Below are 25,997 nucleotides of genomic sequence, written 5' to 3' on the forward strand. Positions count from 1 at the left end.
TAAAGTCATTGCCGATCAAACACGAATGAGAATTCTGTTGGCGTTGTCGGAAACATCGTTAAGTGTTAAAAATTGCCGATATCTTAACAATGAGTCAATCCAGCATCTCCCACCAACTTCGGGTGTTAAAGGACAATCGACTGGTAAAGGGAACACGGCTCGGGAAACAAATTCACTATCAATTAACTGATGATCATATTGTTCAAATATTCAAACAGATCATTGAACATATAGAAGAAAAGAAACAACATCATTTATCCTGATGCAACAAAAAATGATTTGACCGTTTGCCATTATGAGGCATTAGGTCAAATCATTTTTTGGTGACTATTTTGACAATTATCTCGTTGCACTCAAGCAGTGACCTTATCATTCTCATGGTCTCCTGCAATTTTAGATCTATTCAGAAGCAACGATGACGTCACCACCGAAACGGATGAGAAAGCCATTGCCAAGCCCGCTAATTCAGGGCTTAACTGAAGGCCGATACCAACTAGAATTCCTGCAGAGATTGGAATACCAATTAAATTGTAAATGAAAGCCCAAAACAGATTTAATTTAATTCGATTAAATGTCTTTTTGGCAATATCAAGTGCACGAACAACGCCCAGTAAATCATTTTGAATTAAAATAATTTCACCTGATTCAATGGCAATATCCGTTCCAGATCCCATTGCAATACCAACATTGGCAACGGTTAGTGCCGGTGCATCATTAATACCATCCCCAACGAAAGCGACTTTGCCTGACTGTTGTAAAGCTTTAACATGGTCAGCCTTTTCATTTGGCAAAACGCCGGCAATGACTTGATCGATGCCAACTTGTCTGCCAATCGCTTGAGCAACCCGTTGATTATCCCCGGTTAACATAACCGTTTTAAGTCCTCGGGAACGTAATTCGGTAATTGCTTCAGTAGCGGTTTTCTTAGGGGTATCTTGGATTGCAATCAACCCAATGATTTTTTCATTTAAGCCGACCAACACAACCGTTTTGGCATCATTCTGTAATTTAGCCATTTGCTTCTTCATTTCATCTGATAACAGATAATCATTTGATAGTTTATCACTGCCAACAAAGGCTTTTTGATTGTTAACAACTGCTTTAACACCTTTACCTTCAATATTTTTAAATTTTTTGGCCTTTTGATAAGTTATCTTGGCTTCACTCACTTTAGCCATAACCGCGGCTGCCAGTGGGTGCTCGGAATTCTCTTCCAAACTTGCAGCAACTTGAAGCACTTTTTCCTGATTACCTACGACATCGGTAACAACCGGCTTTCCCGCTGTAATTGTACCTGTTTTATCAAAAACAACTGTTTTAACGTCGTTGACCTCTTCAAGTGCCTGGCCATTTTTAATTAAGACGCCCATTTTTGCGGATCGACCGGTACCCACCATCAGAGCAGTCGGCGTTGCCAATCCCAAGGCACACGGGCAAGCAATGACAATAACAGATACGGCAAATAACATCGCCTGAACTGCCGGTGCACCTAAAAATACAAACCAAATCACAAAGGTCAAAATAGCAGCGATTAGAACTGCCGGAACAAAAATACCCGAGATCCGATCAGTCAGATTTTGAATAGGCGCATGACTGGTCTGGGCTTTTCTGACTAATTCGACAATTTGGGACAAAGCTGTGTCTTTGCCAACCTTGGTAGCCCGAAAAATAATCATACCGTCCGAATTAATCGTTGAACCGATAACGTTGTCGCCGATTTTTTTAACGACGGGCATACTTTCGCCCGTTACCATAGATTCGTTAATGTTAGTGACACCTTCAGTAACAACCCCGTCAACAGGTACCTTTTCGCCCGGACGAACCCGAATCATGTCTCCCACTTGAACTTGTTCAAGTGGCGTTTTAACATACTGTCCCTTGGATAAAACTTCCGCTTCCTTAACCTGCAAACTCATCAACTTACCTAGAGCATTAGAAGCACTGTGATGCATCCGTTCCTCCAAAGCGTCGCCAAGCAACACAAAAACAGTTACAAGCGCAGCGCTTTCGAAGTAAACCGCTCTTCCAGTCATCATTGCAAAAAGTGAGTAAAAATAAGCAACGGAAGTTCCTACGGCAACCAGTGTATTCATGTTGGCATTATGATGTTTAAATGCCGCCCATGCGCTTTTCCAATAAGAAACCGCTGAAACCAACATAACCATTGTGGTTGTAATGAAGGCAATCCAGTTGTATCCGGGCATCATCCAATGAAACGGCATCAGAACCATTTGAAGCAGCATTGGGCTTGCCAAAATTAACGAAAGCCAAAACTTTTTCATATTGGATAATTTCATTCGTTAACAATCACCTTTCCATGGAACATATTCATACCACATGCATAATTGAATTCACCGCTTTTATCAGTACTAACCGAAACCTCGACATTTTTATTTAACGGTAGGTTCTTTTTAAAAGACAATTCTTCAGATTGTACTTTAGCTAAACAGGACGAGTCGTTAATCCGATGAAAAATCAATTTCGCAGGAACACCTTGTTTAAGCGTGACCGTACTTGGTTCATATCCATGATCAACATTGATCTTAATGATTTGAGTATGACTATTAGTTGTTTCCGACTTGTCCTGACCACCAAAAAGTTTTTTAAAGTTCATCATTATTTCCTACTTACTATATTTAAAATTAGTTTTTAACAATTATTTTCCCATGGAACATATTCATACCACATGCATAATCAAATTCTTGTGCTTTATCGGTCGGAATTTCAATTTCGGTCACACTCTGTTTTGTTAAGTCTTTATCAATGCCCAACTTTTCAAACACAACGTGTGATAAACAAGCGGTTGAGTCATTCATTCGAAAACTCACTTTGGCTGGTATTCCTTTTTTTAAAAATAATGTACTTGGAGAATAACCTCCATCAACCAAAACAGTTGTTTCCTGTTTATTATCTGCAACCTGCGCATCAGCAACCGACCCTTCATGCTTACCAAAGAACCACCAGACAATAAATGCGATTAACAGGATTGCTACCATAAACGTTATCATCTGTACCATCAAACCTACTTCCCTTCATCAATATTCTTTAACAAAAGCAATCAGCTGATTTCTTGTTGGTCTTAGTCAAATTTACAAACGTAAACTTTCTATATTCATAATTTACACTTGTAAACTTAAAAAAGCAAGTATTTTCTGGAATATACTAAAAATAGTCGTCCTGATCATTAATTTTTTTAAGCATGAGCATTCTAAAACTAACACTTTATAGCTGATAAAAATTGTAAATCAAACAAGAATGACATGCGGGTTTAAGTACCATAATCAAAAAAACAGTATCTCCGGCATTGGCTTATTCCAATGCTGAAAATGCTGTTTTATATCCTCAGTTACACATTACACTTATCAAATTGATTTACTTTTGTGGTAATCAACTAATGAATCCCTAACTTTTAACGAGCTTTCTATTAAAGTGGTGTCAATTTTCATATTGTCATTTTCCAACATATTAATTAACCGCCGCGCAGATTTTTTCCCCATAACTTGGGGATTTTGCTGAATAGTTGTAATTTGTGGTTGAACAAGTTTGGCCCAGTCCCAATCGTCAAACGCCACAACCCCTAATTGTCCTGGTACGGCCACATGGTACTGGGAAAGAATTGCAATCACCCGCATTAAAATCGTTCCTTTAAGTGCATATACAGCAGTTCGATTTTCCAGATTATCACTAAGCGCCATTAATAAATTATAGATGTCACTATCACTGGTAGACCGATCAATCTCAATCAATTTGGCGCTTATACCTGCTTTGTTGACAATATCCTTGATAGCGCTATATCTTTCCGTTCGAGCAGAATTATCAATAATTTTCTCACCAATCATCACAATCCTTTGGTATCCCATTCGAACAATAAAGTTCCCAAGCAACTGGGAGTAACCATAATTATCGGTCGTAATCTCCGGCCATGATTGCGGTGTCAACTTGCGATCCACAATCACCATTGCTGTACCGGTATCTTTAATAAATTGATAATGTGAAGCCATTTCAGAAACAGGTTGGAGAATAATCCCGTCTACCCGAAGGCTCAGCAATCTTTCCAACTGCTTTTGTTCTTGATCGAGTGAATTATTCGAATTCATCAAAATAATTTGATAACCGGATTCTTGAAAAATTTGATCTGCTCCCTTAAAAAGCATTGAGGAAAATATATTTTCAATATCAGCCACCACCATACCGATAAGATGGGTTTGCTTATCCGTCAAGGCTTTTGCCTGTTGGTTAATTCGATAACCACTTGTCTTAATAATTTGATCAATTTTTGTGCGGGTATCCTCTGACATTCGTTCAAAATGACCATTTAGGAACCTCGAAATTGTCGCCTTGGAAACGCCTGCCATTTTTGCAATATCGTTAATCGTCATCTGCTTATCGCTCATTTTCTAATCACCTAAATGTATTTTACCCGCAATAATCCTAATTTGAAAGCTAAATCAGTATAACCGATTAATATTTATTCAAACTTTCAATTCGTTTTAATAGTGAATCAAACCCTAATTTAGAAAGTGTCTGATCATTATTCTCATGAATATTAAAGTTTTGATTTTCCAAGTCATTAAAATCGTCTATCAAATATTTAGCCATTAAAAATACTGTTAAACGGTCTTTTAACTGTCTTTCGTAATCACTGGATTCTCGGAAATGAATCGTATCAAGAACATGAAAAGCGAACTTTTCAGCATCAATAGTCGTTCTGTTTTCTGACATATTTAGTCACCTGTTTCAATCTTATTCACTGGCCATTTAGGATTATCCCCCGCCAGCACCCTGACCGCTTCACTTGCTGCGTCAACGGCCATTCGGGCCATGCATTCCTTGGTATTTGAAGCAATATGTGGTGTCAGCAAAACATTATCGAGTTGATAAAAATCACTTGTTAGGCGAAGGGGTTCTTCGTTAAAAACATCTAAAGCTGCACCGCCAATAGTATGCGTTCTTAAAGCATTAATCAAGGCAGTTTGATCAACCAGTGCGCCTCTTCCCAGATTAATTAAAACGGCAGAATTCTTCATCTCGTCAAACTCATTCTTGCCAATTCCCTGTTGATTATCAGGTGTTACCGCCATATGCAACGTGATAATATCCGACTCTTTCAAAAGCGTTTCGCGATCAACCAATTGGCCGTCCTCCGACTCTTTGACAAATGGATCGTAAATCATTATTTTCATATCTAATCCGGAAGCTTTTTTTGCAACCATTCTGCCAATCCGTCCATACCCCATAATGCCCAACGTTTTACCTGCCACATCGAATCCCATGTGAGTATTTTTATACTCAAAATGCCCCTTTCTCATTTCATCAGATATAGACGTTAAGTTTTTAGAAACATCAAGGATTTCAGCGAGTGTTGTTTCGGCGACCGTTGACGCATTTGCGTTTGGCGTAATTGTCACCCAAATCCCCGCTTTTGCCATGAAATTTTGATCAACATTATCGTACCCAACACCGTGTCTTGCAATCACCTTCAAATTTGGCAGTTGTTTAATCGTTTGATTTGGGAAGGGATCCGTCATCAAAATAAGGCCATCTGCATCACCGGCATTTTTTTCGATTGAGTCACTAGCCATACTGTCCAACTCAATAAGAGACAGCCCGTGATCCGTTAAATACCGCTTACCTTCCACTGAAAGACCCTTTGGAACTGCAACTTTTGTCATGTTTAACATCCTCACTTTCCTTAATCCGAGTCTTAACGAAGTAAATAACCGCCGTCAACCGGAATTGTCACACCCGTCACGTAATCTGACGCACTGCTTGCCAAAAAGACAATGGTTCCCATTAATTCTGATGGCTTTGCCCAATGGCCTGCAGGAATATGCGCTAAAATTTCTGTGTTTCGCTCTGAATTGTTTTGAAGTGCTTTAGTCATTGGCGTATCAATGTAGCCTGGTGCAATTGCATTGACTTGAATATTGTCAGGAGCCAACGCATCAGCATAGGCTTTTGTGAGTCCAACAACACCATGCTTGCTTGCAGTATACGGAAAAATAAATTTTCCTGCTCTGAAAGACTGCATTGAACCAACATTAATTATTTTGCCGTGTTTTTGTTCAGCCATCACTTTTGCGGCTTCATGAGATAAGTAATAGAGTCCGTTTAGGTTTGTATTAATGACCTTTCGCCAATCCTCATCATTGAAATGATCCCATTCATTTCGAATCTGAATGCCGGCGTTGTTAATTAAAATGTCAATTCCGCCAAATGATTTTTTAACCGCTTCAACAATTTTTTGAGCAGCACCTTCTTGGGTAATATCACTTTTTATGAAATCAATTTGACCGTTAACACTCTTTGCAAATTCGGCTGCTTCCTGCCAGCCCTTATCGCTATAGCTCGCAACAAATACCTTTGCTCCTGATAACAGCAAGGCTTTGGTATATGAAAAGCCAAGGCCGCTGGCGCCACCTGTAATCACTGCAACTCGATTATCCAAACGAAATTTATCTGTACTAAATTCAATGTTTTCTGACATTTTCCACCACTCCTTCTACTAAAAGTGACTATTTCCCACTACCTCAAGATCAGCCTCAAGTCCGGCAAGATCCGTTGGGTATTCCAGTCCAATAGGGATTTGTTTATCAAATTTTGCAATCAGTGACTGCCAATCCAAAAGTCCTTTAGAAAAGGGAACCGTTTCAGGTTCTCCTTTCTCATTGAGAACATAACTCTTTAGATGAATATATTTAGTGAAATCAAGTAATTGCTCTGTCACTTTCTTTGTATCATGATTTGTATAAATCCAGTTACCAAGATCATTAACAAATCCAATTTCAAGTCCATGACGTTTGGCCGTCTTAAAGAAGGTTGCTAATTTATCAGGATCACTATTCTCTGCTGTTTGGTCATTCTCAATATTCAGTTCAATCGTTTTGGGCAAAATTGAATTCAAAATTGCCAATTCTCCATCATTATCTTTATGAAAGTCACCTAATGTCATTTTTAAATATGAACTTCCCATCAACTGGGCTTCTGACAGATACAGCAGGATTCTTTCGTTAATTTTCCCATTAATAAAAAGATTATCCGGAATTGAATAAAAATATGTCAGTCTGTAGTTAAGCCGTAAACGCCCCAGTTGCATCAGTTCGCTCATTTTTTCTTGATTATATTCCCGTCTAAGTTCAATATTTGAAACACCTAATTGTCTTAATGACTGGACAAGTTGCAGCTGTGTTTGACCTATATCGTGATCATGTTGTAAAAGCAACGTATTTAAAACAAATCGATTCATATTCAACATGAAAAGTCACCTCGTTCAATATTTTGGTTAACCGGTTTCTCATTGAGATTACTATCATCATATTACAAGACCACAATAATCGTCAAGTCAAAAATAGATATTATTAAAAAGCCAACACCCGTCTCAGATTCGTTTCATTACTTATATCAAGTATTAATAGATAGCCTAAAATCGAAATAAGTTTGACATTTCACGATAATCATGTTTATAATGAAATCGCTTTTATGGTTAACCGGTTTCTCTTTTGGCAAACACACATGACAATTTAGGAGTGAACAACATGTCAAATATCATTATAGGAATTTTGCTATTTTTAACTTTCATTGGATTTATAGTGTTCGTAATGCGTGGCGGCAATATCATGATCGGCTTTTTGATTATGGCCGTTCTCTGGACCGTTATCGGTGGCATTCCGTATAAAGAAGCCATCAATGATATTTTTTCTCAACCGGCAATGGATTATGGATCCACGATTATGGTAATCATTTTTGGTTCGTGGTTTGGAAGAGTTCTAGTAGATACCGGTGTTGCAGGTGCTATCAGTGAACAGGCAGTAAAGGTAAGTTATAAACATCCTATTTCCGCTGCTATTTTAGTCTGCCTGATTACTGCCTTTATCTTCACAAGTTCATATGGTGTCGGTGCTGTCATTGCCATTGCTGTCATTCTTCTACCAATTTTGCAATCATTGGGTCTGTCCAAAAATGTCGCAGTTGTCGCTTTTGTTATGTCAATTGGCGCCCCAATGTACGTTAATATTGTCATCATTAAACAAATTCAATTATTCTTTCCGAAAGTTATTTATGGTGCCAAATACCTAACATATGGGTTCAGTGCAATGGCGGTCCAAATGATCATTGTTATCCTTTTCATTTTAGTTCATGCTAAATCCATCCACAAAAATGAAGTTACCAGCACTGATGTTAAAGATGTGAACATTCCAAGTGTTCCAAAGATTTCATACATTTTACCTGTTTTTCCTGTTTTAATGAACTTAATCTTTGGATGGCAGCCTATTCCGGCACTGATGCTGTCGATCTTCTTAGTTTTCTTGACTACCGGACACTTAAAGACATATAAAAATGCATTGAGCATGATTAATCAAACTGTCAGCAAAGCCATTTCGGATATCTCCGGTTTAATTGTCATGTTGCTTTTTCTAACCATGTTTAGTGCAGCGGCAGTCAAAAACACAGCTCGCTTTGGCACTATTTTAAAAAGTATTGTCCCTCATGATCCGTTTATTCTGGCAATTGCCTTTGGTGTTCTTGCCCCACTTGCACTATTTCGTGGCCCGCTTATGGTCTGGGGAGCTGGATCGGCAACAGCTGCTGTTTTGGCAGCAACCGGTTTTTTCAATCAGTATTTTGCCTTTTGCGCCATTATTGTACCGGCCGTTTCGATTGCAATTTCTACCTGCATTACCCAATCTTGGAACCTGTGGGTGGTTGAACACACGGAATTAAATGTTAAAGACTTTTTAAAAACCGGTGTGCCCTATGGGTGGTTGACAAGTATCATTAATCTGTTACTTGCGGCAATGATGTTCCATTAAGCTCATTAACTGTTTGTGCACGATTAACTGATAGCTTTTCATAAAAACATCAAAAAACACATGCTTAGCAAAGATTGAAACGTTACTCTGCTAAGCATGTGCTTTTTAAATAATCTTATATGAAAAATCATTTCATCAAATCAAGTGTTACTATCCAATATTTATATTGTTTGGTCATGTGCTTCACTTTTGTTTTCGAGCCACTATGTTTTTGTGCAATTGTCGCATACATGGTTGTATAGCCTTTTTGCAATCTGGTGATAATCATTTTAGTACCGCCATTCATCAAATACTCCTTTTCCCCTTTATTTTTGGAAATCGGATCAATATAGGCACCATGATATCCTCTTGGAACGTTAATTTTTAAAATAACGTGTTTGGAAAACGATAAAGCCACCATTCGCTTTAATGTCGTTGACGAATAAGCCATATCGGAATATTCACCACCGACTTTAACACCTTGATCATCAAGTGATTTTTTTAAGCCAAACATGGATGTCCCTCGAAAAACCGTTAATGGTGCTGATAATTTGAATTGATGAATGCCGGAATTAATATTCTTAACGTCCGAGCGAATTTTCTTAGAGGCCTTCTTTTCCGACCCCCTAAGTGCATCATTAATAGCTTCATAACCATCTCCGGTATAGTAACGAATCGCATGACGCTGATTACCGGTTAACTTTTTCGACCATTTTAAAGAAGAACGCGTTAATTTATCAATTTCATGCGCATTGTTTCGAATCGACTTATAAGAGTATAGCGAATCGTGAGTATCCTGGAAAAATAATTTATTCGGATTACCGGGAACCGTAATGATATAACCTGCATTCCCGGCTAATTTTTGCTGAACCGTCAATGCGGTATTTTTCGGAATTTGAACCGGATTTTGATAATCAGGCTGATCATTTTTCGTCTCGTAGGCTGTAATCGACCTCCTGGTTACAAAAGCCTGTTTACCAACGTTTGTTGCATGCGTATAAGTATTGATCATCAACAGGTTCGTCTCGCTTGCATGTTTATGAGCCGTTTTTGCGTATGTCGGGCTTTGCATTGAAATCCCCGCTAACAAAGCCACTGCAAAAATCCATCCCTTAACTTTCCTCAATATAATTCATTCCCTTCAAAATGATGAGTTTAATTCTACACTTTTTGCCTATTTATGGCCTCTTTAAAGCTGAAGGTTAATAAAAATAAAAACAAGTTAACTAATTCTTTGTAATAAATTTAAATAAATATCATTTTAATGACGTACTAGTATTGTAAAAATTAACCCCATCATTATGAATGGGATTTTAGAAGTAAGGGGTTAGCACTAAAAATACATTACAATCCGAGAAAATACACAACAAAAAAGAAGCAACTACAATTGCTTCAAATTTAAGTATGATTTTTTATTTAGACAAATTATTTTTATTTAAGGTTCTTCTCCAAAAAATTAGCAATATCCGTACCAACCTGATTATAAGTCGCTTGGGTTGGATGCAACTTACCATCTCCGAATATTGACGTGTCAATCGTTGTCGGTACAATATCTGGGTCAACCGATCTCCAATCTAAATATTTGACGCCATTATCCTCATAAACTTCAGCTTCGGCATCACATAATTGAGACAATGTATAATCGTGATACCCAACGGTACTATACGCATCTGATTGCTGATCTGTTCCAAATGCCGTGACATAACAGTTCAAAGGCAAAATCCCAAATAATTGGATAGTCGGATTTTGACGCTTTATTCCCTTAATCTGATCATCCAGAACTTGTGTCACATCCGTCAGAGAGGAATGGAAGTAGTCATTAACGCCATAAGCAATTGTCGCGATATCAACCTTTTTAAAATTTGTCGTAGTAACGTTTGATGTTAAATCCAAATTTGTATCACCAACAACCTTGCCATTATTTTGGCCAAGATTCGTATCCAACACATAAAGCTGTTGACTAACTAACTGAGGATAGGGACTTGTGGCATATGACGAGCCTGTCCACCCCTTTGTAATAGAATCTCCTAAACTCACCATTGTCATTTGTTGCAAATTCTTGGCATAAACCCAACCATAAACAGATGGCTTATTTGCAACTTGCACAAAGTCATATTTTAAACCGTTTTTCAAAGTAGCTGATTTTGTCACCATTAAAGATCTCTTAGCATAATTTTTAAGCCAGTGCGTCTTCTTAGCCAATTTATTTGAGCGATACGGATAAGTCCACATTGCCGTTTTTGACTTATAGTTAATGGCCTTTGTCCTTAAAGAAACCTTTTTTACCGATGTTATTCGATAATGGGCATCAACTACTGCAGCATGACTGCCTTGAATATTTATAAATTGCATAATCATAAAGCCAAAAAATAGCAAAAATAATTCTCTACTGCCTTTATTAAAATATGATTTCAAACTCATCAATTCTCCCTCTCAGTGTTCGATAATAGCAAATTAATCATAAACAAATTCCCTAAAAACAGTTACTTGAATTTCGAGAGTAATTTACTTCGTAATCTACTAACGATATTATAAATAACTTGGGGTGAAAGTAGGTTGCATAAATATTAAAACAACATTACGAATTAATGACTAAATCTATTATTTAATAATATTGATATTATAAGCATACTCATTTATGTCAACTTACAAATTTAAAATAATTCAATTAAAAAGACAAAAGCCTGAACCATATCCACAAAGAAAACGCGCGGTTACGGAACAGACTTTTAACAATGGTTAATGCCAAAAATACTTTGAATTAAGACTTTAACATCTGCAACTCAATTATGCACCATATCAGGTGCCGGCTGCCCATTTAAATCAATGGCAAATCGAACCAAGACCAAACTATCAGGCGTTACGGGCAGGCTATCAATATATACCTCCCGATGCTCGTTCTTTCGAATTCGTTGATAACCGCCTTCTTGAATTGCCTTATTCAGCACTTGAAAGGCTTGGCAGCCATCCTCTATCGGACCATGATTAATTGTTTGAACTTCAATGCCTTCAGCAAGTTGTTCAAAATGAAGCTCTTCTCGTTTTGTATTAACAAAGTGAATTTTTTCCAACGCAGCTTTGAATGCCTTTTCATCAACAAATAACGGTTGCTTAATCCAGATTTTAAAATCTTCAACATCGCCATTTCGCTTCCAAACAGTCTGCACCGGATAAGGTACATAAGGCTTAAATCCAGAAATTGGAATATCCCCCTCAGGACCACCACTGATTGTTTTGGCAATTCGAGCCGCAGCCTTTGCAATTCTTAAAAATTCGGGGTCATCTGTATGCTTAGTTGCTTGTCCTTGGGCCGTAATATAACTTCGAGTCGTTAGATCCACAAAGTGAGCATGTTCACTTTTACTATATTCATCTGGTTCATTTATTTCCCAATTAAACATTTTGTGTCCCTCCTCTTTGCCCCCAATTTAAACCCTAAACACGCCATGTAGCAAATAATGTGACTGAAAAATGTAATCGCTGACACATGTACAAATTATTGCAACGTAAGACAATTGAAATGATCCAATACTACTATTCACTACCAAAGCTGCTCACACTACATAATGATCATTTAGCAGCAAACAATTTAGTTCATAATTACTCAACTTTATAAAGTTGATAAAATTAAAAACAAATCTTACAATTCTAATTAATTTAGCATTTAACAGCTTAAAGAGAAGAGTCATTAATCACATGCGGTTTCCAGAAAGCGTGATATGGCTGAAAAAAGTGCACCAGAAAAATTAATGAAGATGAACTCTTAGCTTTGTTGGGGGTGAAAGCTGACAACACGATTTGGGTACGATATCGCTCAAGGATAACGTTTTAATTTAAAACAAAAGAATCCTGAGATAGTTCATTGAAACCATAGAAACGGGTGGTACCACGAAAAATCGTCCCTGTGCATTAAGCTGCACGGAGACGATTTTATTTTAGGATGCAATATTTTGAGTACTAATCATAAACCATTAAGCAAAAAACAACTTGAAGAAACACTTATTCAATACCGTCATCATTTTCACGAATATCTGGAACTTGCCAACCGAGAATTTAAAACAACAGAAACCATTAAAGCTATTTTGACCAAATGGGGAATTAAACTTCTACCCACAAATTTAAAAACAGGCGTGTTCGCCGAAATTGGTACAAGCGATGGTCCTACCGTTGCTTTAAGAGCCGACATTGATGCGCTTCCGATTCAGGAGGAATCCGGCGTTCCCTTCAGCTCTAAAGTTCCGGGTGTTATGCACGCTTGCGGACATGATACCCATATCGTATCGTTATTGGGAGGTGCCTACCTGTTAAAGCAACTTGAAGCCAGTCTTCCTGGAAAAGTTCGACTTCTTTTTCAATTATCCGAAGAAGATAGAGAAAGGGCTCTTCAATTGATTAACAATGGTCAATTAAAAGGCGTTAATGCTATCATCGGATTTCACAATACACCTCATCAGCCAATCGGCCATGTCGGCCTTACAACTGGTGCCATCGATAAATTCAAAGTCACCCTGACCGGTGTAGGAACCCATGCATCCGCACCGCAAAATGGTGAAGATCCGATCGCGGCGCTGGGTTATGAAATTACCGAACTGCAATCATTAATTTCCAGAAAATTAGATCCATTTAAAGCCGCTGTATTAAGTATTACACACCTAAGTGCCGGTAATACTTGGAACGTTATCCCAAGTAATGCATTTTTTGAAGGCACTGTTCGCACAGCCGACAAAAATGTCCGTCAAGAGATTAAGAACCTTTTTTTAAATTGTTAATTATACAGCTTTGGCACATAACGTTAAAGCTGATATTAACTGGTACGCTGGAAATCCATCCGTTGATAACGATCCAACATTAACTAAGATTGTTAAGGACGAAACTGCTAAATTTGCCCCAATCTATGTACAGGAACAACAACTTGGCAGTGACGACTTTTCCTGCTACCAGGACATTATCCCTGACGTCTATGCAAATATTGGAAACGGTGGACAAGTTAGTCTTCACAATTCACACTTTACAGCAAGTGATCATTTATTAATTGTCGGGGGGCAACTTTTTTCGAAAAAAATGCTGTCCGACTTTTAAAAAACCTAAAAACTAATCACCAGAGGGTCAACAATAATAATTCGTTATAATCCACGCCACTAACTGTGACAGGAGATTGAAAAAGCCGCCATAAATAATCTTTTTATCAACCCTACACCGGTTAATCGTTTAGTATGGTTTGGTATACAAATTCTAATTTATTCGACCACTATTCTCTAAGCATTAAAATAGTCATTAACGGTTTGTTTATAAATCTCAATAAAACGCTCAAAATTTTCCAGCTCAACAAACTCGTCAACTTGGTGTGCCGTCATATTACCTGGGCCGAAGACCGCAACCGTGATCGTTGGGTTTACTTTGACGAATTCTGCCGCATCCGTACCACCAGGATACCCACCCAATGGTAATTTTTGTTGGAGTTGCTGTTCACCATGCTTTCTAAGTAACTGAATCAATTTATTATTCGGATCGCTTACCACGGGATATTTGTTCCCAAGAAGTTTAAATGACAAGTCGGCTTCCGACTCCTGATTATTCTTAGAAATAATCCGTTTTAAATGGTCAATAATGGCATCGTTGGGTTCTTCTGGAATGGTTCTGATCTTAGCATAAACAGAGGCCGAAGCCGGAACGGAATTCAACTGATCACCACCATTAATTTTGGTGACCACAGGAATCGTTTTCCCTAAAATAGCATTTTTTTCATGAAGTGTCCTGAAATATTTAATTTCATTATCGTACGCCTTGATTAAAGGTGCAATGGCATTTATTCCTAATTGCGGCGATGAACTATGAGCCGTTTTCCCCTTTGCCAGTGTTTCATACGTAATGGAACCCTTGTGCGCAAAACTCAAAAGATATTGTTCGGTCGAATTGTTTTCTTTAACTAATTCCTTAATCTGTGCTTTTGAAAACTTAAATGGATTTAGCGGTGTATCCTGTGTTAGCCAATCTAAAGGTTCACTACTTGGTTCAGCAATGATTGCCGCTGAAACATCATCCAAATACCCATGTTTAGCAAAGTTCTGTGCACCTTGCATATGATTGACTGTACTAGACTCCTCACCAACTGTTGCCAATAAACGAATGGTTCCGTTTATCGGATTTCCGGACTGCTTCAGCTCGATCATTGTGATAATTTCGGCAGCAAGTCCGGATTTCATATCACTCGTGCCTCGACCGTACATGCGATCGCCAACAATTTCGGCCCCTAAGGGATTGTGCAGCCATTTTGACCGTTCGCCAATATCAACAACATCTTGATGCCCTTCAAAAACAATTACTGGTGACGTTTTATCACCAACTTCGGCAACTAAATTAAATCTCCCTGGTTCAACCTCAATTGTCTTACCGTGAATCCCATAACTTTCCAAATATCGAGAAAGATATTTGGCCGTTCCTTCTTCTCGACCACCAACTGTATTAATTTTAATTAAATCGCTCAGTAATTTAATCCGGTCTTTTCGATCCATAATATTAACAACTCCCGTTAAGTCAGCTTTTATAGATTGTTAAAAAGTAACTGTCGATGTTTTAAGCCTTTATACTATTATAAGGCATTGTTAACGAATTCGCTTTCTTTTCGGCCATTTCAGTTGAAAATTTCCTTAATCATCATAAAACACTCACGTCAAAATATTGATGCAAATGTGCCTAATCTAGTTTATACTGAAAATGCAGCTAGGGGAGCAATTTGCTGAGACCATTTTGGGGAACCCTTTGAACCTGTGAGTCAGTACTCGCGTAGGGAAGCTTAACAATATGAGTATGTTAATTTCTCTCCAAGCAATAATTCTTGGAGGTTTTATCATGGTTAAAACACATGCAATAGAAATTTTTGATGGTTATGCGACTGAATATGATCAGTGGTTTCTGGCCAATAAGCAGATATTTCTGAGTGAACTAAAACTTTTAAAATCTGTTTTAGACTTAGGCTCAACAAAACATGTCTTGTCAATCGGTTGTGGCAGCGGGTTATTTGAAGATACCCTCCACCGCCAATATGGCCTGCCACTTTTTGATGGTGTTGAACCATCTACCGATATGGCACAGATTGCAAAAAAGCGGGGATTAAACGTTCGCGTTGGAAAAGCAGAAAGTATTAATCTGCCCGCAAGACAGTATGATACCATTTACTTTAATGGCAGCTCCAGTTATATTAAGGACTTATTGGCGGCTTATCAAAATTGTATCAAAGCACTCAAGTCCGGCGGCCATTTTATTTTAATTGACGTGCCAAAAGAAAGTGCTTATGGATTAATGTATATGCTTGCCAAAATTCAGGGTAATTATCAATCAGAAGAATTGGCAAATGTTCTTCCGAAATGGCCATACCTAATTGAACTGGTTGATTCTGCATACTGGCATACCACCCTAGAAAAAAAGCACCTTTTAGAAAACGAGCTTCAGCTACGACATTTAAGGTTCAAACAAACCTTGGTAGCAAACCCACTCTACACAAACGATAGTGCTGAAGAACCTGAAGATGGCTTTTCAAAAGGTGGTTATGTCGCAATAATTGCCGAAAAGCCTTAAAACAAAATAAATAAGCTGACACCAATCCCTTGTTTATCAAGGAAATGATGTCAGCTTATTTAGGTTCTGCTGATTATTTTTGTTTTGACTGCCAGTGGTCTTTCACAAATTTTTCACGTCCGCCAGCTTCCTCCATTTGGAAACGAAATGGATTTTTTTTATAAAACTGTTGATGTTCCTCTTCTGCTGGATAAAAGGGTTTGGCATCTTCAATTTGAGTGACAATCGGCTGGTCAAACATACCGGTTTCCTCTAAAGCTTTTTTGGAAGCCTCCGCAATTTTTCGTTGCGCTTCATCTTTCACAAAGATCACTGGACGATAGTTATCTCCTCGATCCTGAAACTGTCCCATTGCATCTGTTGGATCTGTTTGTTGCCAATAAATTTGAACCAGTTGCTTATAACTAATAATATCTGGATCAAAATTAATTTTAACGGCTTCGGTATGTCCCGTTGTATGGCTGCTAACCTGTTCGTAGCTCGGATTTGCTACATGACCGCCCGTATATCCGGAAATAACTTTATTAATACCGGGCATGGTATCAAACGGTTTAACCATACACCAGAAACACCCACCGGCAAAAATTGCTGTATCTTCCATTAATGACACCTCTTTGACTTTATTATTAATATCATCTAAACATCAATTTTAACAGCTGTACATATCAGTTAAACATTGTTTTATACTGATCGTACCCTGCCTCTTCAAGCTCGTCTGCGGGGATGAACTTCAAGGCCGCGGAATTAATGCAATATCGTTGGCCGCCTGCTTCTTTGGGTCCATCGCCAAACACATGCCCTAGATGAGAATGAGCATCATTACTTTGAACTTCCTCTCTAATCATTCCGTGAGAAGTATCCAAATTCTTATGAATACTTGTTTGCTCAATTGGTTTGGTAAATGATGGCCATCCACACCCAGCGTCATATTTGTCCTTAGATGAAAACAAAGGTTCACCACTTACGACGTCAACATAAATACCCTCTTGATAAAAATGATCATATTGACCACTAAAGGGTGCCTCCGTAGCGGCCTCTTGGGTAACCGCATACTGTTCTGGTGTTAATCGATGTTTTAAATCTTTTTTCTCAACCATGCTTGACCTCCTGCCAAGGGTAAATAGATTGTGTGCAACTAATGCTTTCTACATTATAGGTCGTCATTGCTTTTATGTAAACAAAAAACGGCCTCAGTGATAAACTGTGGACCGAATTTAACATGCTATTTCAACTTAATCAAATATACGTACGAGTCATTAACTTAATGCATCAGTTAATGGTGGTACTACCTGTTTCTTTCGAGAAACAACACCTGGTAACGGCATTGTATTGTCACTAGCAAACTTTTCGTTGAAAGCTTTTTCAACGGCATCTAAAGATGATCCAACTGCAATCAACTTGGAATCACTATTCAAAACGTTCGTAACAAGTACTAAGAATAAATCGTATCCCTTATCGGAAGCTTCGGCTGACATTGCCTTTTTAATATCATCCTGACGCTTATCAATATCATCAAAGTCAACAACGTTGATTTGATCAATTCGAACACTCTTGCCACCCATTGTAAATGACTTTGCATCTGAGTCGATTAGTTCCTGATCACTTTTAGCTGCAACGTTAGTTCCAGCCTTGAGCATTTCAATACCATACTTTTCGTAATCAATATCAGCAATCTCCGCCAATGTCTTAACAGCAATTTTGTCATCATCAGTCGTTGTAGGAGACTTAAGCAATAACGTATCGGAAATAATTGCTGAAAGCATCAAGCCGGCAAGTTGAGCCGGAATTTCAATCTTGTTTTCGTCAAACATCTTAACCAAAATTGTACTGCAGCAACCTAATGGTTCTGCACGATAATATAATGGTAATTCTGTTTGGAAATTTGAAATACGGTGATGATCAACAACGTGGGTAATTTTAACATCTTTAATGTCGCTAACACTTTGTTGAAATTCATTATGATCAACCAACATAACTGAATCAACTTCATTACTAGCTGTCTTAATCACTCGTGGTGTTGTTTCATCAAAGTAATTCAAAACAAAATTGGTTTCCGGATTTGGTTGTCCCAAAGCGACGGCCTCAGTATCATAACCTAATTGGTTTTGAAGATACGAGTACGCTTTTGCGGCTACAATTGCATCTGTATCAGGGTTTTGGTGACCAAAAACTAATTCTTTACTCATTTACAAAATCTCCTTTAATTTTTAAAAATTAATCTGCTAATCGGGATAGATAATCCTTAGTATTCAAAAATTCGTCAAATTTAGACAAGAAACGACCGATTCTTGGAATTTCATTCTTATTTTTCCGATAAACAAACTTCAAATCAAATTTAATTTTAGGATCAAATTCAGAGACAAAAATATCATCATTTGTCAGATCCTTTAGATTAATATTGACCATGTATGATTTTGGTAATGCAGTATTTGTACCAGTGTTAATTGCAAACTTCAAAATCTGCTCAGGCATGGTATAACGAGCAGCTGCAGTTGGAAAGTCAACCATTTGGTTTTTAAACGTTTCCCGTAACGTCTGGTTCAAGTAATAATCTTGTGGATACATGACCCATGGTCGATCGTTAACATCTTTTAAATGAACTTTCTTTTTCTTAGAAAGATCTTGATTATGATGAATTAACAACAAATCATCCGAAATGATCTTTTTAGAACTGTACGGTTTCCAGTTTTTAATTGATTCATCCGGAAGATACATAATTGCCAGGTCAATTTTGTTATTTTCCAAACTCTCCCAAATCTCTTTTCGGGTTAACATATGGAAATTAACAACCAAATCTGGATTCTCATGATAAAGTTCCAAAGCAAAATCTTCAAACACTTTAGTCTCAATTGAAGCCAAAATACCAAGATTGATTTCACCAGTTGTTGAACTGGTTGCTTGTTGAATTTCATCGGTTGCATCATTCAGTAAATCATAGATTTGATGGGTCGTTTTTAGCATAATATAACCGGCATCCGTTAACCGTAACTTTTTACCTACTGAATAAAATAATGATGTTCCAACAGTGCGCTCCAGTTTTTTGATTTGCTGAGTCAACGCCGGCTGTGTGATACCTAAAATTTGTGCAGCCTGCGTATAATTCATTGTATCAGCCAACTGAAGAAAATACGATAACGTTTTTGATGAAAAAATACTTTCCTGAGTGGTTTTCATTCAGTCTCTCCTTAATGAAGTTAAGGTTAATAAGGTGTGAACCTTACTTCCATATATGATCACTAAACTAGTCCAAGACCGCTTTAAATCACCATTTCTGGTCGTTAATGGAAGCTGCCTTGCTTATAAGATAACTTATAATTAACCATTATGAATTATTATAATTCTAAATGAAATGACAATCAATTAAGAGAACACAAAATTTTAATTAATTGTCAATTCAGTCGGCTTTCGACGAATCTTAACCGGCGTTCCTTCGCTTTCCACATCAATGACAAACGATCCATTGGAATAACGCCCGCCAAGCGAGAATTCGTTTGGCAAAATATCATGAACCCGTTGATGATCCGTTAACACTTCAAGAGGGGTATCTTCATTATTAATGACCGTAAAATCAACAACACGGTGAGAATTCTGCTTTAATTCTCTCAGAATCATCACACCTTTGCGAGCACGAGAAGTCGCTGGAATTTCTTTAACAGCTAATTTTTTAAAGGCACCCCGTTGCGTGACAATTGCAATAACATCGTCATCGTTTACCAACTGCAGGTTTGTTATAACATCGCCATCCGCAAGGTTTTGGGACTTAACCCCCGTTGTTCTGGCACCATTAATAGGAACTTCATCAATTCCGTAACGTAATGCCAATCCAAGTTTAGAAATTAACAATAGCTTACCGCTTGCATCGAGATCTGCCAAGTAATCAATTGCAACAATTCTCGACTTGGGATCTTTTAGTTTTTCATACATATACGCATGCTTTTTGTACGTTCTCCCAGGAGCCAAATCAGTTAACTTGGTACGCTTGATATGCCCATCATCAGTGGCAATTAAGAAGAGCCCTTTTTCCTTCAATGAACTAAATGCAAATGTGCCAATAATTTCTTCATCATTATCCAACCCGATCGTTTGGGAAATATGTTCTCCTGTATCTTTCCATCGGACGTCGGCAATTTCAAAAATCGGTCGATAGATTAAATTACCCTTACTGGTAAACATGAATAAATGATCTCGAGCATTCATTTGTTTCATAAAGATTGGATAGTCTTCATCCTTGAGCCCGTTCTCGTTTCCAGAAGCTTTATATGAACGAATACTACTACGTTTGATGTAACCATCGTGGCTAACCATCACCACAACGTCCTCATCGGGAATAATGACATCAGTGCTAATTTTAATTGTAGCAACCTTATCTTGAATTTCTGTCCGTCGAGGGTTGCGGTAATTTTTAGCGATTGCCCGTAACTCACGAGCCAAAACTTTATTAAGCTCCTTAGGATCGGCTAAGATTTTTTTGAATCCGGTAATCTTATCAGATAATTCCTGAGATTCTTTTTCCAGCTGTGTGACATCGGTATTAGTCAAGCGATAGAGTTGTAAGGCAACGATTGCATCCGACTGCTTTTCGGAAAACTGATAAGTCTTTACCAGATTATCTCTGGCATCTTTACGATTTTTACTGGCTCGGATTGTCTTAATCACCTGATCCAAAATTGATAAGGCTTTAATCAGACCTTCCACAATGTGTTGACGATCCAATGCTTTTTGAAGATCAAACTGGGTTCTTTTTTTAATAACCTCTCGTTGAAATTCAAGATATGAGACCAATATTTGTTTTAGTGAAAGTCGTTCAGGCCGCATATGGTCGATTGCAACCATATTGAAGTTATATGAAATTTGTAAATCAGTATTCTTAAAGAGAAAATTCAAAATACCGGTTGAATCGACATCTCGTTTCAACTCGATCACAATACTCATACCCTCGCGGTCGCTTTGATCGCGGACCTCGGAAATCCCATCAACCCTTTTATTAAGACGAAGTTCATCGATTCGCTTAACAAGTTGTGCCTTATTAACCTCATACGGAATCTCAGAAACAACAATTTGAGCTTTATTTCCTTTGAGAGATTCGATCTTTGTTTTTGACCGAACAATCACTTTCCCTCTACCGGTCTCATAAGCTTTTTTAATACCGTCAATTCCTTGAACAATGGCGCCAGTCGGAAAGTCCGGCCCTTTCACAAACTGCATTAAATCATCCAGTGTTGCTTTAGGATGTTTTTGTAGATATAGAACTGCGTCAATAACTTCACCTAAATTATGGGGAGGAATATCCGTTGCGTAACCAGCAGAAATCCCAGTTGATCCATTGACCAGTAAATTAGGGAAACGTGATGGCAGAACAGTTGGCTCGTACTCAGTATCATCAAAATTCAAGACCCAATCAACGGTATCTTTATCGATATCCCGAAGCATTTCAGTTGAAATTTTACTTAATCTTGCTTCGGTATACCTCATTGCAGCAGGCGGATCACCATCCATTGAGCCGTTGTTCCCATGCATTTCAATTAAAGGTTCCCTGACTTTCCAATTCTGACTCATTCTAACGAGTGCTTCATAAATTGAACTATCTCCATGGGGATGGAAATTACCCATGACGTTTCCGACAGACTTTGCTGATTTTCGGAAAGCTTTATCGTAAGTGTTACCATCCTTATTCATCGCATAAAGAATACGTCGTTGAACAGGTTTTAAGCCATCACGAATATCAGGGAGCGCCCGCTCTTGAATAATCGAACGGGAGTATCGACTGAATCGTTCTCCCATGACGTCTTCAAGAGATAAATTCTCAATTTTACTCAATTTAAAATCTCCCCTATATGTTTATTTCGCAGTGTTATCGAGGATGCTTCCTTCTTCTTCAAGGTTAAATTTAACATTTTGCTCAATCCACTTTCTTCGTGGTTCAACTTTGTCTCCCATCAATGTTGTGACGCGACGCTCTGCCAAGGCAGCATCATCAATTCTAACCTTAATAAGTGTCCGGGTGGCAGGATCCATTGTTGTTTCCCATAGTTGGTCGGCATTCATCTCTCCCAGACCTTTAAACCGTTGTAGACTGTATCCTTTACCAAATGTTTTAGAAACTGAATCCAACTCTTCATTCGTCCAAGCATACTGAATTTTAGCTTTCTTGCCTGCACCCTTCTGAAGCTTATAAAGTGGTGGCAGTGCAATAAAAACTCGTCCCTTATCAATCATTGGCCGCATATATTTATAAAAGAACGTCAACAACAGAATTTGAATATGAGCGCCATCGTCATCTGCATCGGTCATAATAATAATCTTATCGTAGTTGGCATCCTCAATATTAAAATCGGCACCAACACCAGCCCCAATTGTATAAATCATTGTATTGATTTCTTCATTTTTCATGATTTCAGGAAGCTTGGCGCGTTCAGTATTCAAAACCTTGCCACGTAATGGCAAAATAGCTTGGTATCGTCTGTCACGGCCTTGTTTGGCAGATCCGCCGGCGGAATCACCTTCGACTAGAAATAATTCATTTCGGCTGTAATCCTTGGATTGAGCAGGCGTTAATTTCCCTGAAAGTAATCGCTCCTGCTTCTTATGCCGCTTACCATTTCTAGTTTCATCACGTGCCCGGCGAGCGGCTTGACGGGCTTGGCGAGCTCGAAGTGCTTTATGTACCAGCATTTGAGCAAATTCACCATTTTCCATTAAATAATAGCCAAGCTTTTCGCTCACAACATTATCAACAATTGATCGAGCCTCAGGTGTTCCAAGTTTTTCCTTTGTTTGACCCTCAAACTGTAAAATTTCCTCGGGAATTCGTAACGAAAGGACAACTGATAAGCCTTCACGAACGTCACTACCCTCCAGATTCTTATCCTTATCCTTTAAAAGGCCAACCTTCCGTGCATAATCATTAAAGGCTTTAGTCCAGGCATTACGCAATCCAGCTTCGTGAGTACCACCGTCTTTTGTCCGAACGTTATTAACAAAGGACATCATGGTTTCTGAATAACCGTCATTATATTGAGCGGCAACTTCTACTTCAACGCCATCCTTTGTTCCATCGAAATACATCACATCGCCTAGAGTGTGTTTATCTTCGTTAAGATACTGGACAAACTCCTTAATCCCGTCTTCATAATGAAACGTTTCTTCCTGTTCCTGACCGGGTCGTTCATCAATTAAAATAATTTTAGTGCCCTTTAACAAAAAGGCTGATTCACGTAGTCGTTCAGAAAGTGTTGAAAAATTATAAACCGTATTCGTGAAAATTGAAGAATCGGGTTTAAAACTAACGGTTGTCCCTGTATGCTCTTTCGTTTTTCCAAGCTTACGCAATGTTCCGACCGGATGACCGCCGTCTTTAAAGTCTTCTTCGTACTTGTATCCATCTCGGACAATTGTCACTTTTAACCAAGTCGAAAGCGCATTAACAACACTTGCGCCAACACCATGAAGGCCACCCGACGTTTTATAACCGCCCTGACCAAATTTACCACCTGCATGAAGCTGTGTAAGAATAACTTCGGGTGTTGGTTTACCTGAAGCGTGCATGCCAACCGGCATCCCACGGCCATGATCAACCACTGTAATACTATTATCTTTATGAATCGTCACACGGATCATATCCCCGTATCCGGCTAACACTTCATCGACACCATTATCAACTATTTCATAAACCAGATGATGCAAGCCACGATAATCGGTTGAACCGATATACATACCGGGGCGTTTTCGCACTGCCTCGAGTCCTTCAAGAATTTGAATCGAGGAATCATCATATTTTTGTTTCTGTTTTACCATTTTTTGTGACTCCTTCTTAAAACAATCTACTTCATCATAACCTAAATTAATGGCTTTGGAAAACAAATTTTGTTGGCGCATCGTCATTATCATGCTAATATTAAAGGTGCTATTGTATTAACAAAACATGACTGTAGTGGGGTTTAAAATGGATTCTAATACTGAAGAAATAATACTAATGTTAGTTACTGCTTATTTACTAGGATCTATTCCTAGTGGTGTATGGATTGGGAAGCTTTTTTTCCATATCGATATCAGAAGACATGGTTCTGGAAATATTGGAACAACCAATACCTACCGGGTTTTGGGACCAATTGCAGGATCCATCGTCATGGCAATGGATATTTCAAAAGGTGCAGTTGCAACACTATTACCTGTATTTTTTAACAACACAACTTTCAATCCGCTTTTATTTGGGTTAGCCGCCATTCTGGGGCATACCTTCTCGATTTTTGACAAGTTCAAAGGCGGAAAAGCAGTTGCAACAAGTGCAGGCATGTTACTTGCCTATAAACCGTCTTTCTTCTTCTTGGCTGCTGGGATTTGGATTTTGGTCATTCTCCTAACAAGTATGGTCAGTTTAGCAAGTATCATTGCGTTTCCTTGTGTGACAATTGCCATATTTTTTATTCATGACACGTACTTATTTATATTAGCAGCCGTTTTAACCGTGTTCATTTTTTATCGACACCGAACTAATATCAAACGAATCATAAACGGTACTGAAAATATGGTTCCCTTTGGCCTTGGTCATATTCTCCGAAATCGTCATTAAAAATGGACACTTGTTTTCGCAAAGTAAGTTTGATTTTATCATACTGTTTACTGATGAAACAACGCTGAGAAACAGATTTTTAACATTTTTGACTGGATAAGCCAATGAAAAGCGAGCGATTCACTACTGAATTGCTCGCTTTTTTGATTTTTATTTAATCAATCACAATTTTAGAAGAAACTGATTTGGTATCCAGCATCAAACTGTTGCTCCCCAAATAACCGATTAATCGCAAACTTATCTTCAAGCTTACCGTCAGCATCTACAGTGTCTGCAAGTCCCCACCAGGGTTCGATACAAATAAACGGTGCCTGTTTCGGATAGGGTGACCAAACACCAACATAAGGGGCATCCTTTAACGATAAAGCAATACCGTGATCATTGTGGGTGTTAGCAAGCATTAGCGTCGTTTGCTGTCCTTTTAAATCAAGAACCAATGCGTCACTATCAAAAAGATCGTGATTGAGTGCTAAAGGCTTGGTAAAATCCAGCTCTTGAAGGTCGTTAGGATCACTATAAGGGGGCTTCAACGGAATTCGTTGATAAGCCTTCTTTGGGGCAACCCGTATAAAGTAATCGTTAAATCCTCCTTCACCGGCGAATGGGACATTAAAGCCGGGATGAGCGCCTAGTGAAAACAGCATCGACTTATCACTTGAGTTTTTCACAGAAAAACGGACACCTAATTCGTGATCTTTGAGTTCAAAACGAACGCGTAATTGAAATTTAAAAGGATACTTGGTAAGTGTCTCGGCATTTTCAGTTAACAAAAGTGTTACCGATGTCTCTTGGTGATCTTCGATCTGAAACTGATTATCGCGTGCAAAACCATGTTGTGTCATCTCATAGGTGTTGCCCTGGTATGAATACTGATTATCTTTTAGTCGGCCAACAATCGGAAAAAGAACGGGTGCATGCCGTTTCCAATATGTCGGATCAGCCTGCCAAACGTACTCTGAACCATCTTCGGCCCTTACACTGGTTAATTCTGCACCAAATTCATTAACAAGAACCGTCAAATACTGATTCTTAAGGGTTATCATTTTTTACCTCCATCAACAATT

General features: G+C 38.3%; 25 protein-coding genes and 1 riboswitch. Of the genes, 6 read left to right on the top strand and 19 right to left on the bottom strand.

Going from position 1 to position 25,997, the window contains the following annotated elements:
* Positions 1–89 precede the first annotated feature (89 nt).
* Positions 90–263, top strand: a complete 174-nt coding sequence (locus HMPREF0519_RS14350) for an ArsR/SmtB family transcription factor (RefSeq protein WP_233419327.1) — start codon at positions 90–92, stop codon at positions 261–263.
* 90 nt (positions 264–353) lie between these two features.
* On the opposite strand, the gene HMPREF0519_RS05980 is transcribed toward HMPREF0519_RS14350, so the two are convergent.
* From HMPREF0519_RS05980 to HMPREF0519_RS06015, 8 genes are all read right to left on the bottom strand, one after another.
* Entirely contained in the window at positions 354–2,297 is a 1,944-nt protein-coding gene (locus tag HMPREF0519_RS05980; protein ID WP_004561560.1) for a copper-translocating P-type ATPase, read from the bottom strand.
* The gene (locus tag HMPREF0519_RS05985; RefSeq protein ID WP_004561562.1) at positions 2,294–2,617 is read right to left on the bottom strand and encodes a cupredoxin domain-containing protein; all 324 of its coding nucleotides are present in this window, start codon (positions 2,615–2,617) and stop codon (positions 2,294–2,296) included. Before HMPREF0519_RS05985 ends, HMPREF0519_RS05980 begins: the two co-directional genes overlap by 4 nt.
* 25 nt (positions 2,618–2,642) lie before the next feature.
* The gene (locus HMPREF0519_RS05990; protein ID WP_004561563.1) at positions 2,643–3,017 is read right to left on the bottom strand and encodes a cupredoxin domain-containing protein; all 375 of its coding nucleotides are present in this window, start codon (positions 3,015–3,017) and stop codon (positions 2,643–2,645) included.
* A gap of 345 nt (positions 3,018–3,362) precedes the next feature.
* The gene (locus HMPREF0519_RS05995; RefSeq protein ID WP_003560557.1) at positions 3,363–4,394 is read right to left on the bottom strand and encodes a LacI family DNA-binding transcriptional regulator; all 1,032 of its coding nucleotides are present in this window, start codon (positions 4,392–4,394) and stop codon (positions 3,363–3,365) included.
* A gap of 67 nt (positions 4,395–4,461) precedes the next feature.
* On the bottom strand, positions 4,462–4,722 hold the full coding sequence (locus HMPREF0519_RS06000) for a hypothetical protein (RefSeq protein WP_004561564.1): 261 nt from the start codon (positions 4,720–4,722) through the stop codon (positions 4,462–4,464).
* 2 nt (positions 4,723–4,724) lie between these two features.
* Positions 4,725–5,681 (bottom strand): phosphoglycerate dehydrogenase, encoded by a 957-nt coding sequence (locus tag HMPREF0519_RS06005; protein WP_004561565.1) that lies wholly within the window; start codon positions 5,679–5,681, stop codon positions 4,725–4,727.
* Between the two features lie 23 nt (positions 5,682–5,704).
* On the bottom strand, positions 5,705–6,487 hold the full coding sequence (locus HMPREF0519_RS06010; RefSeq protein WP_004561566.1) for an SDR family oxidoreductase: 783 nt from the start codon (positions 6,485–6,487) through the stop codon (positions 5,705–5,707).
* An 18-nt stretch (positions 6,488–6,505) separates the two neighbouring features.
* On the bottom strand, positions 6,506–7,255 hold the full coding sequence (locus HMPREF0519_RS06015; RefSeq protein WP_004561567.1) for an apurinic/apyrimidinic endonuclease family protein: 750 nt from the start codon (positions 7,253–7,255) through the stop codon (positions 6,506–6,508).
* 280 nt (positions 7,256–7,535) lie between these two features.
* Between HMPREF0519_RS06015 and HMPREF0519_RS06020 the strand changes: the two genes are divergently transcribed.
* Positions 7,536–8,810 (top strand): hypothetical protein, encoded by a 1,275-nt coding sequence (locus tag HMPREF0519_RS06020; RefSeq protein WP_004561568.1) that lies wholly within the window; start codon positions 7,536–7,538, stop codon positions 8,808–8,810.
* Positions 8,811–8,937: 127 nt separating this feature from the next.
* On the opposite strand, the gene HMPREF0519_RS06025 is transcribed toward HMPREF0519_RS06020, so the two are convergent.
* The 3 genes from HMPREF0519_RS06025 to HMPREF0519_RS06035 all read right to left on the bottom strand — a co-directional run bounded on the left by HMPREF0519_RS06025 (position 8,938) and on the right by HMPREF0519_RS06035 (position 12,190).
* A complete protein-coding gene (locus HMPREF0519_RS06025; protein WP_003560569.1) occupies positions 8,938–9,915 on the bottom strand; it encodes an ADP-ribosyltransferase in 978 nt (325 codons plus the stop codon).
* Between the two features lie 305 nt (positions 9,916–10,220).
* Complete coding sequence (locus HMPREF0519_RS06030) at positions 10,221–11,210, bottom strand: SGNH/GDSL hydrolase family protein (RefSeq protein WP_003560571.1); 990 nt, start codon at positions 11,208–11,210, stop codon at positions 10,221–10,223.
* A 362-nt stretch (positions 11,211–11,572) separates the two neighbouring features.
* Positions 11,573–12,190: a hypothetical protein gene (locus HMPREF0519_RS06035; RefSeq protein ID WP_004561569.1), complete on the bottom strand. Its 618-nt coding sequence runs from the start codon at positions 12,188–12,190 to the stop codon at positions 11,573–11,575.
* Between the two features lie 549 nt (positions 12,191–12,739).
* Between HMPREF0519_RS06035 and HMPREF0519_RS06040 the strand changes: the two genes are divergently transcribed.
* Positions 12,740–13,558, top strand: coding sequence for an amidohydrolase (locus HMPREF0519_RS06040; protein WP_004561570.1), 819 nt, complete (start codon positions 12,740–12,742; stop codon positions 13,556–13,558).
* Positions 13,559–13,568: 10 nt separating this feature from the next.
* Positions 13,569–13,868, top strand: coding sequence for a zinc-binding metallopeptidase family protein (locus HMPREF0519_RS14355; protein WP_004561571.1), 300 nt, complete (start codon positions 13,569–13,571; stop codon positions 13,866–13,868).
* A gap of 176 nt (positions 13,869–14,044) precedes the next feature.
* Here the strand turns inward: HMPREF0519_RS14355 and HMPREF0519_RS06045 are convergent, their stop codons facing one another.
* Complete coding sequence (locus HMPREF0519_RS06045; RefSeq protein WP_004561572.1) at positions 14,045–15,301, bottom strand: M20/M25/M40 family metallo-hydrolase; 1,257 nt, start codon at positions 15,299–15,301, stop codon at positions 14,045–14,047.
* Positions 15,302–15,501: 200 nt separating this feature from the next.
* Positions 15,502–15,596, top strand: a riboswitch (TPP riboswitch).
* Here HMPREF0519_RS06045 and HMPREF0519_RS06050 point away from each other — a divergent pair.
* Positions 15,591–16,364 carry a class I SAM-dependent DNA methyltransferase gene (locus HMPREF0519_RS06050; RefSeq protein WP_004561573.1) on the top strand — a complete coding sequence of 258 codons (774 nt, stop codon included), beginning with the start codon at positions 15,591–15,593 and terminating at the stop codon, positions 16,362–16,364. Its footprint overlaps the riboswitch before it by 6 nt.
* Positions 16,365–16,437: 73 nt before the next feature.
* On the opposite strand, the gene msrA is transcribed toward HMPREF0519_RS06050, so the two are convergent.
* The 6 genes from msrA to parE all read right to left on the bottom strand — a co-directional run bounded on the left by msrA (position 16,438) and on the right by parE (position 24,158).
* On the bottom strand, positions 16,438–16,965 hold the full coding sequence (msrA, locus tag HMPREF0519_RS06055; protein ID WP_003554163.1) for a peptide-methionine (S)-S-oxide reductase MsrA: 528 nt from the start codon (positions 16,963–16,965) through the stop codon (positions 16,438–16,440).
* A 64-nt stretch (positions 16,966–17,029) separates the two neighbouring features.
* Complete coding sequence (gene msrB, locus HMPREF0519_RS06060; protein WP_004561574.1) at positions 17,030–17,461, bottom strand: peptide-methionine (R)-S-oxide reductase MsrB; 432 nt, start codon at positions 17,459–17,461, stop codon at positions 17,030–17,032.
* 159 nt (positions 17,462–17,620) lie between these two features.
* Positions 17,621–18,550 carry a manganese-dependent inorganic pyrophosphatase gene (locus HMPREF0519_RS06065; RefSeq protein WP_003554167.1) on the bottom strand — a complete coding sequence of 310 codons (930 nt, stop codon included), beginning with the start codon at positions 18,548–18,550 and terminating at the stop codon, positions 17,621–17,623.
* A gap of 28 nt (positions 18,551–18,578) precedes the next feature.
* Positions 18,579–19,538: a LysR family transcriptional regulator gene (locus HMPREF0519_RS06070; RefSeq protein ID WP_003554169.1), complete on the bottom strand. Its 960-nt coding sequence runs from the start codon at positions 19,536–19,538 to the stop codon at positions 18,579–18,581.
* Positions 19,539–19,742: 204 nt separating this feature from the next.
* Positions 19,743–22,181, bottom strand: a complete 2,439-nt coding sequence (gene parC / locus HMPREF0519_RS06075) for a DNA topoisomerase IV subunit A (RefSeq protein WP_004561575.1) — start codon at positions 22,179–22,181, stop codon at positions 19,743–19,745.
* 21 nt (positions 22,182–22,202) lie between these two features.
* Positions 22,203–24,158 (bottom strand): DNA topoisomerase IV subunit B, encoded by a 1,956-nt coding sequence (parE, locus tag HMPREF0519_RS06080; RefSeq protein ID WP_035444767.1) that lies wholly within the window; start codon positions 24,156–24,158, stop codon positions 22,203–22,205.
* 148 nt (positions 24,159–24,306) lie between these two features.
* On the opposite strand from parE, the gene plsY reads away from it, so the two are divergent.
* A complete protein-coding gene (plsY, locus tag HMPREF0519_RS06085; protein WP_190870461.1) occupies positions 24,307–24,933 on the top strand; it encodes a glycerol-3-phosphate 1-O-acyltransferase PlsY in 627 nt (208 codons plus the stop codon).
* Positions 24,934–25,103: 170 nt separating this feature from the next.
* Here plsY and HMPREF0519_RS06090 read toward each other — a convergent pair whose 3' ends face one another.
* Positions 25,104–25,976: an aldose 1-epimerase family protein gene (locus HMPREF0519_RS06090; protein ID WP_004561576.1), complete on the bottom strand. Its 873-nt coding sequence runs from the start codon at positions 25,974–25,976 to the stop codon at positions 25,104–25,106.
* Positions 25,977–25,997 lie beyond the last annotated feature (21 nt).

The sequence above is a fragment of the Lentilactobacillus hilgardii DSM 20176 = ATCC 8290 genome (assembly GCF_000159315.1).
GTDB lineage: Bacteria > Bacillota > Bacilli > Lactobacillales > Lactobacillaceae > Lentilactobacillus > Lentilactobacillus hilgardii.

What these genes read in the sequence shown, in the direction of transcription:
- HMPREF0519_RS05985 (WP_004561562.1), bottom strand. Translation starts at nt 2,617, where the DNA reads ATGATGAACTTTAAAAAACTTTTTGGTGGTCAGGACAAGTCGGAAACA.
- plsY (WP_190870461.1), top strand. Translation starts at nt 24,307, where the DNA reads ATGGATTCTAATACTGAAGAAATAATACTAATGTTAGTTACTGCTTAT.
- HMPREF0519_RS05980 (WP_004561560.1), bottom strand. Translation starts at nt 2,297, where the DNA reads ATGAAATTATCCAATATGAAAAAGTTTTGGCTTTCGTTAATTTTGGCA.
- HMPREF0519_RS06015 (WP_004561567.1), bottom strand. Translation starts at nt 7,255, where the DNA reads ATGTTGAATATGAATCGATTTGTTTTAAATACGTTGCTTTTACAACAT.
- HMPREF0519_RS06000 (WP_004561564.1), bottom strand. Translation starts at nt 4,722, where the DNA reads ATGTCAGAAAACAGAACGACTATTGATGCTGAAAAGTTCGCTTTTCAT.
- HMPREF0519_RS06070 (WP_003554169.1), bottom strand. Translation starts at nt 19,538, where the DNA reads ATGAAAACCACTCAGGAAAGTATTTTTTCATCAAAAACGTTATCGTAT.
- HMPREF0519_RS14350 (WP_233419327.1), top strand. Translation starts at nt 90, where the DNA reads ATGAGTCAATCCAGCATCTCCCACCAACTTCGGGTGTTAAAGGACAAT.
- HMPREF0519_RS06050 (WP_004561573.1), top strand. Translation starts at nt 15,591, where the DNA reads ATGAGTATGTTAATTTCTCTCCAAGCAATAATTCTTGGAGGTTTTATC.
- HMPREF0519_RS05990 (WP_004561563.1), bottom strand. Translation starts at nt 3,017, where the DNA reads ATGGTACAGATGATAACGTTTATGGTAGCAATCCTGTTAATCGCATTT.
- HMPREF0519_RS06065 (WP_003554167.1), bottom strand. Translation starts at nt 18,550, where the DNA reads ATGAGTAAAGAATTAGTTTTTGGTCACCAAAACCCTGATACAGATGCA.
- HMPREF0519_RS05995 (WP_003560557.1), bottom strand. Translation starts at nt 4,394, where the DNA reads ATGAGCGATAAGCAGATGACGATTAACGATATTGCAAAAATGGCAGGC.
- msrA (WP_003554163.1), bottom strand. Translation starts at nt 16,965, where the DNA reads ATGGAAGATACAGCAATTTTTGCCGGTGGGTGTTTCTGGTGTATGGTT.
- parE (WP_035444767.1), bottom strand. Translation starts at nt 24,158, where the DNA reads ATGGTAAAACAGAAACAAAAATATGATGATTCCTCGATTCAAATTCTT.
- HMPREF0519_RS06010 (WP_004561566.1), bottom strand. Translation starts at nt 6,487, where the DNA reads ATGTCAGAAAACATTGAATTTAGTACAGATAAATTTCGTTTGGATAAT.
- HMPREF0519_RS06045 (WP_004561572.1), bottom strand. Translation starts at nt 15,301, where the DNA reads ATGGATCGAAAAGACCGGATTAAATTACTGAGCGATTTAATTAAAATT.
- msrB (WP_004561574.1), bottom strand. Translation starts at nt 17,461, where the DNA reads ATGGTTGAGAAAAAAGATTTAAAACATCGATTAACACCAGAACAGTAT.
- HMPREF0519_RS06090 (WP_004561576.1), bottom strand. Translation starts at nt 25,976, where the DNA reads ATGATAACCCTTAAGAATCAGTATTTGACGGTTCTTGTTAATGAATTT.
- HMPREF0519_RS06035 (WP_004561569.1), bottom strand. Translation starts at nt 12,190, where the DNA reads ATGTTTAATTGGGAAATAAATGAACCAGATGAATATAGTAAAAGTGAA.
- HMPREF0519_RS06005 (WP_004561565.1), bottom strand. Translation starts at nt 5,681, where the DNA reads ATGTTAAACATGACAAAAGTTGCAGTTCCAAAGGGTCTTTCAGTGGAA.
- HMPREF0519_RS06020 (WP_004561568.1), top strand. Translation starts at nt 7,536, where the DNA reads ATGTCAAATATCATTATAGGAATTTTGCTATTTTTAACTTTCATTGGA.
- HMPREF0519_RS06030 (WP_003560571.1), bottom strand. Translation starts at nt 11,210, where the DNA reads ATGAGTTTGAAATCATATTTTAATAAAGGCAGTAGAGAATTATTTTTG.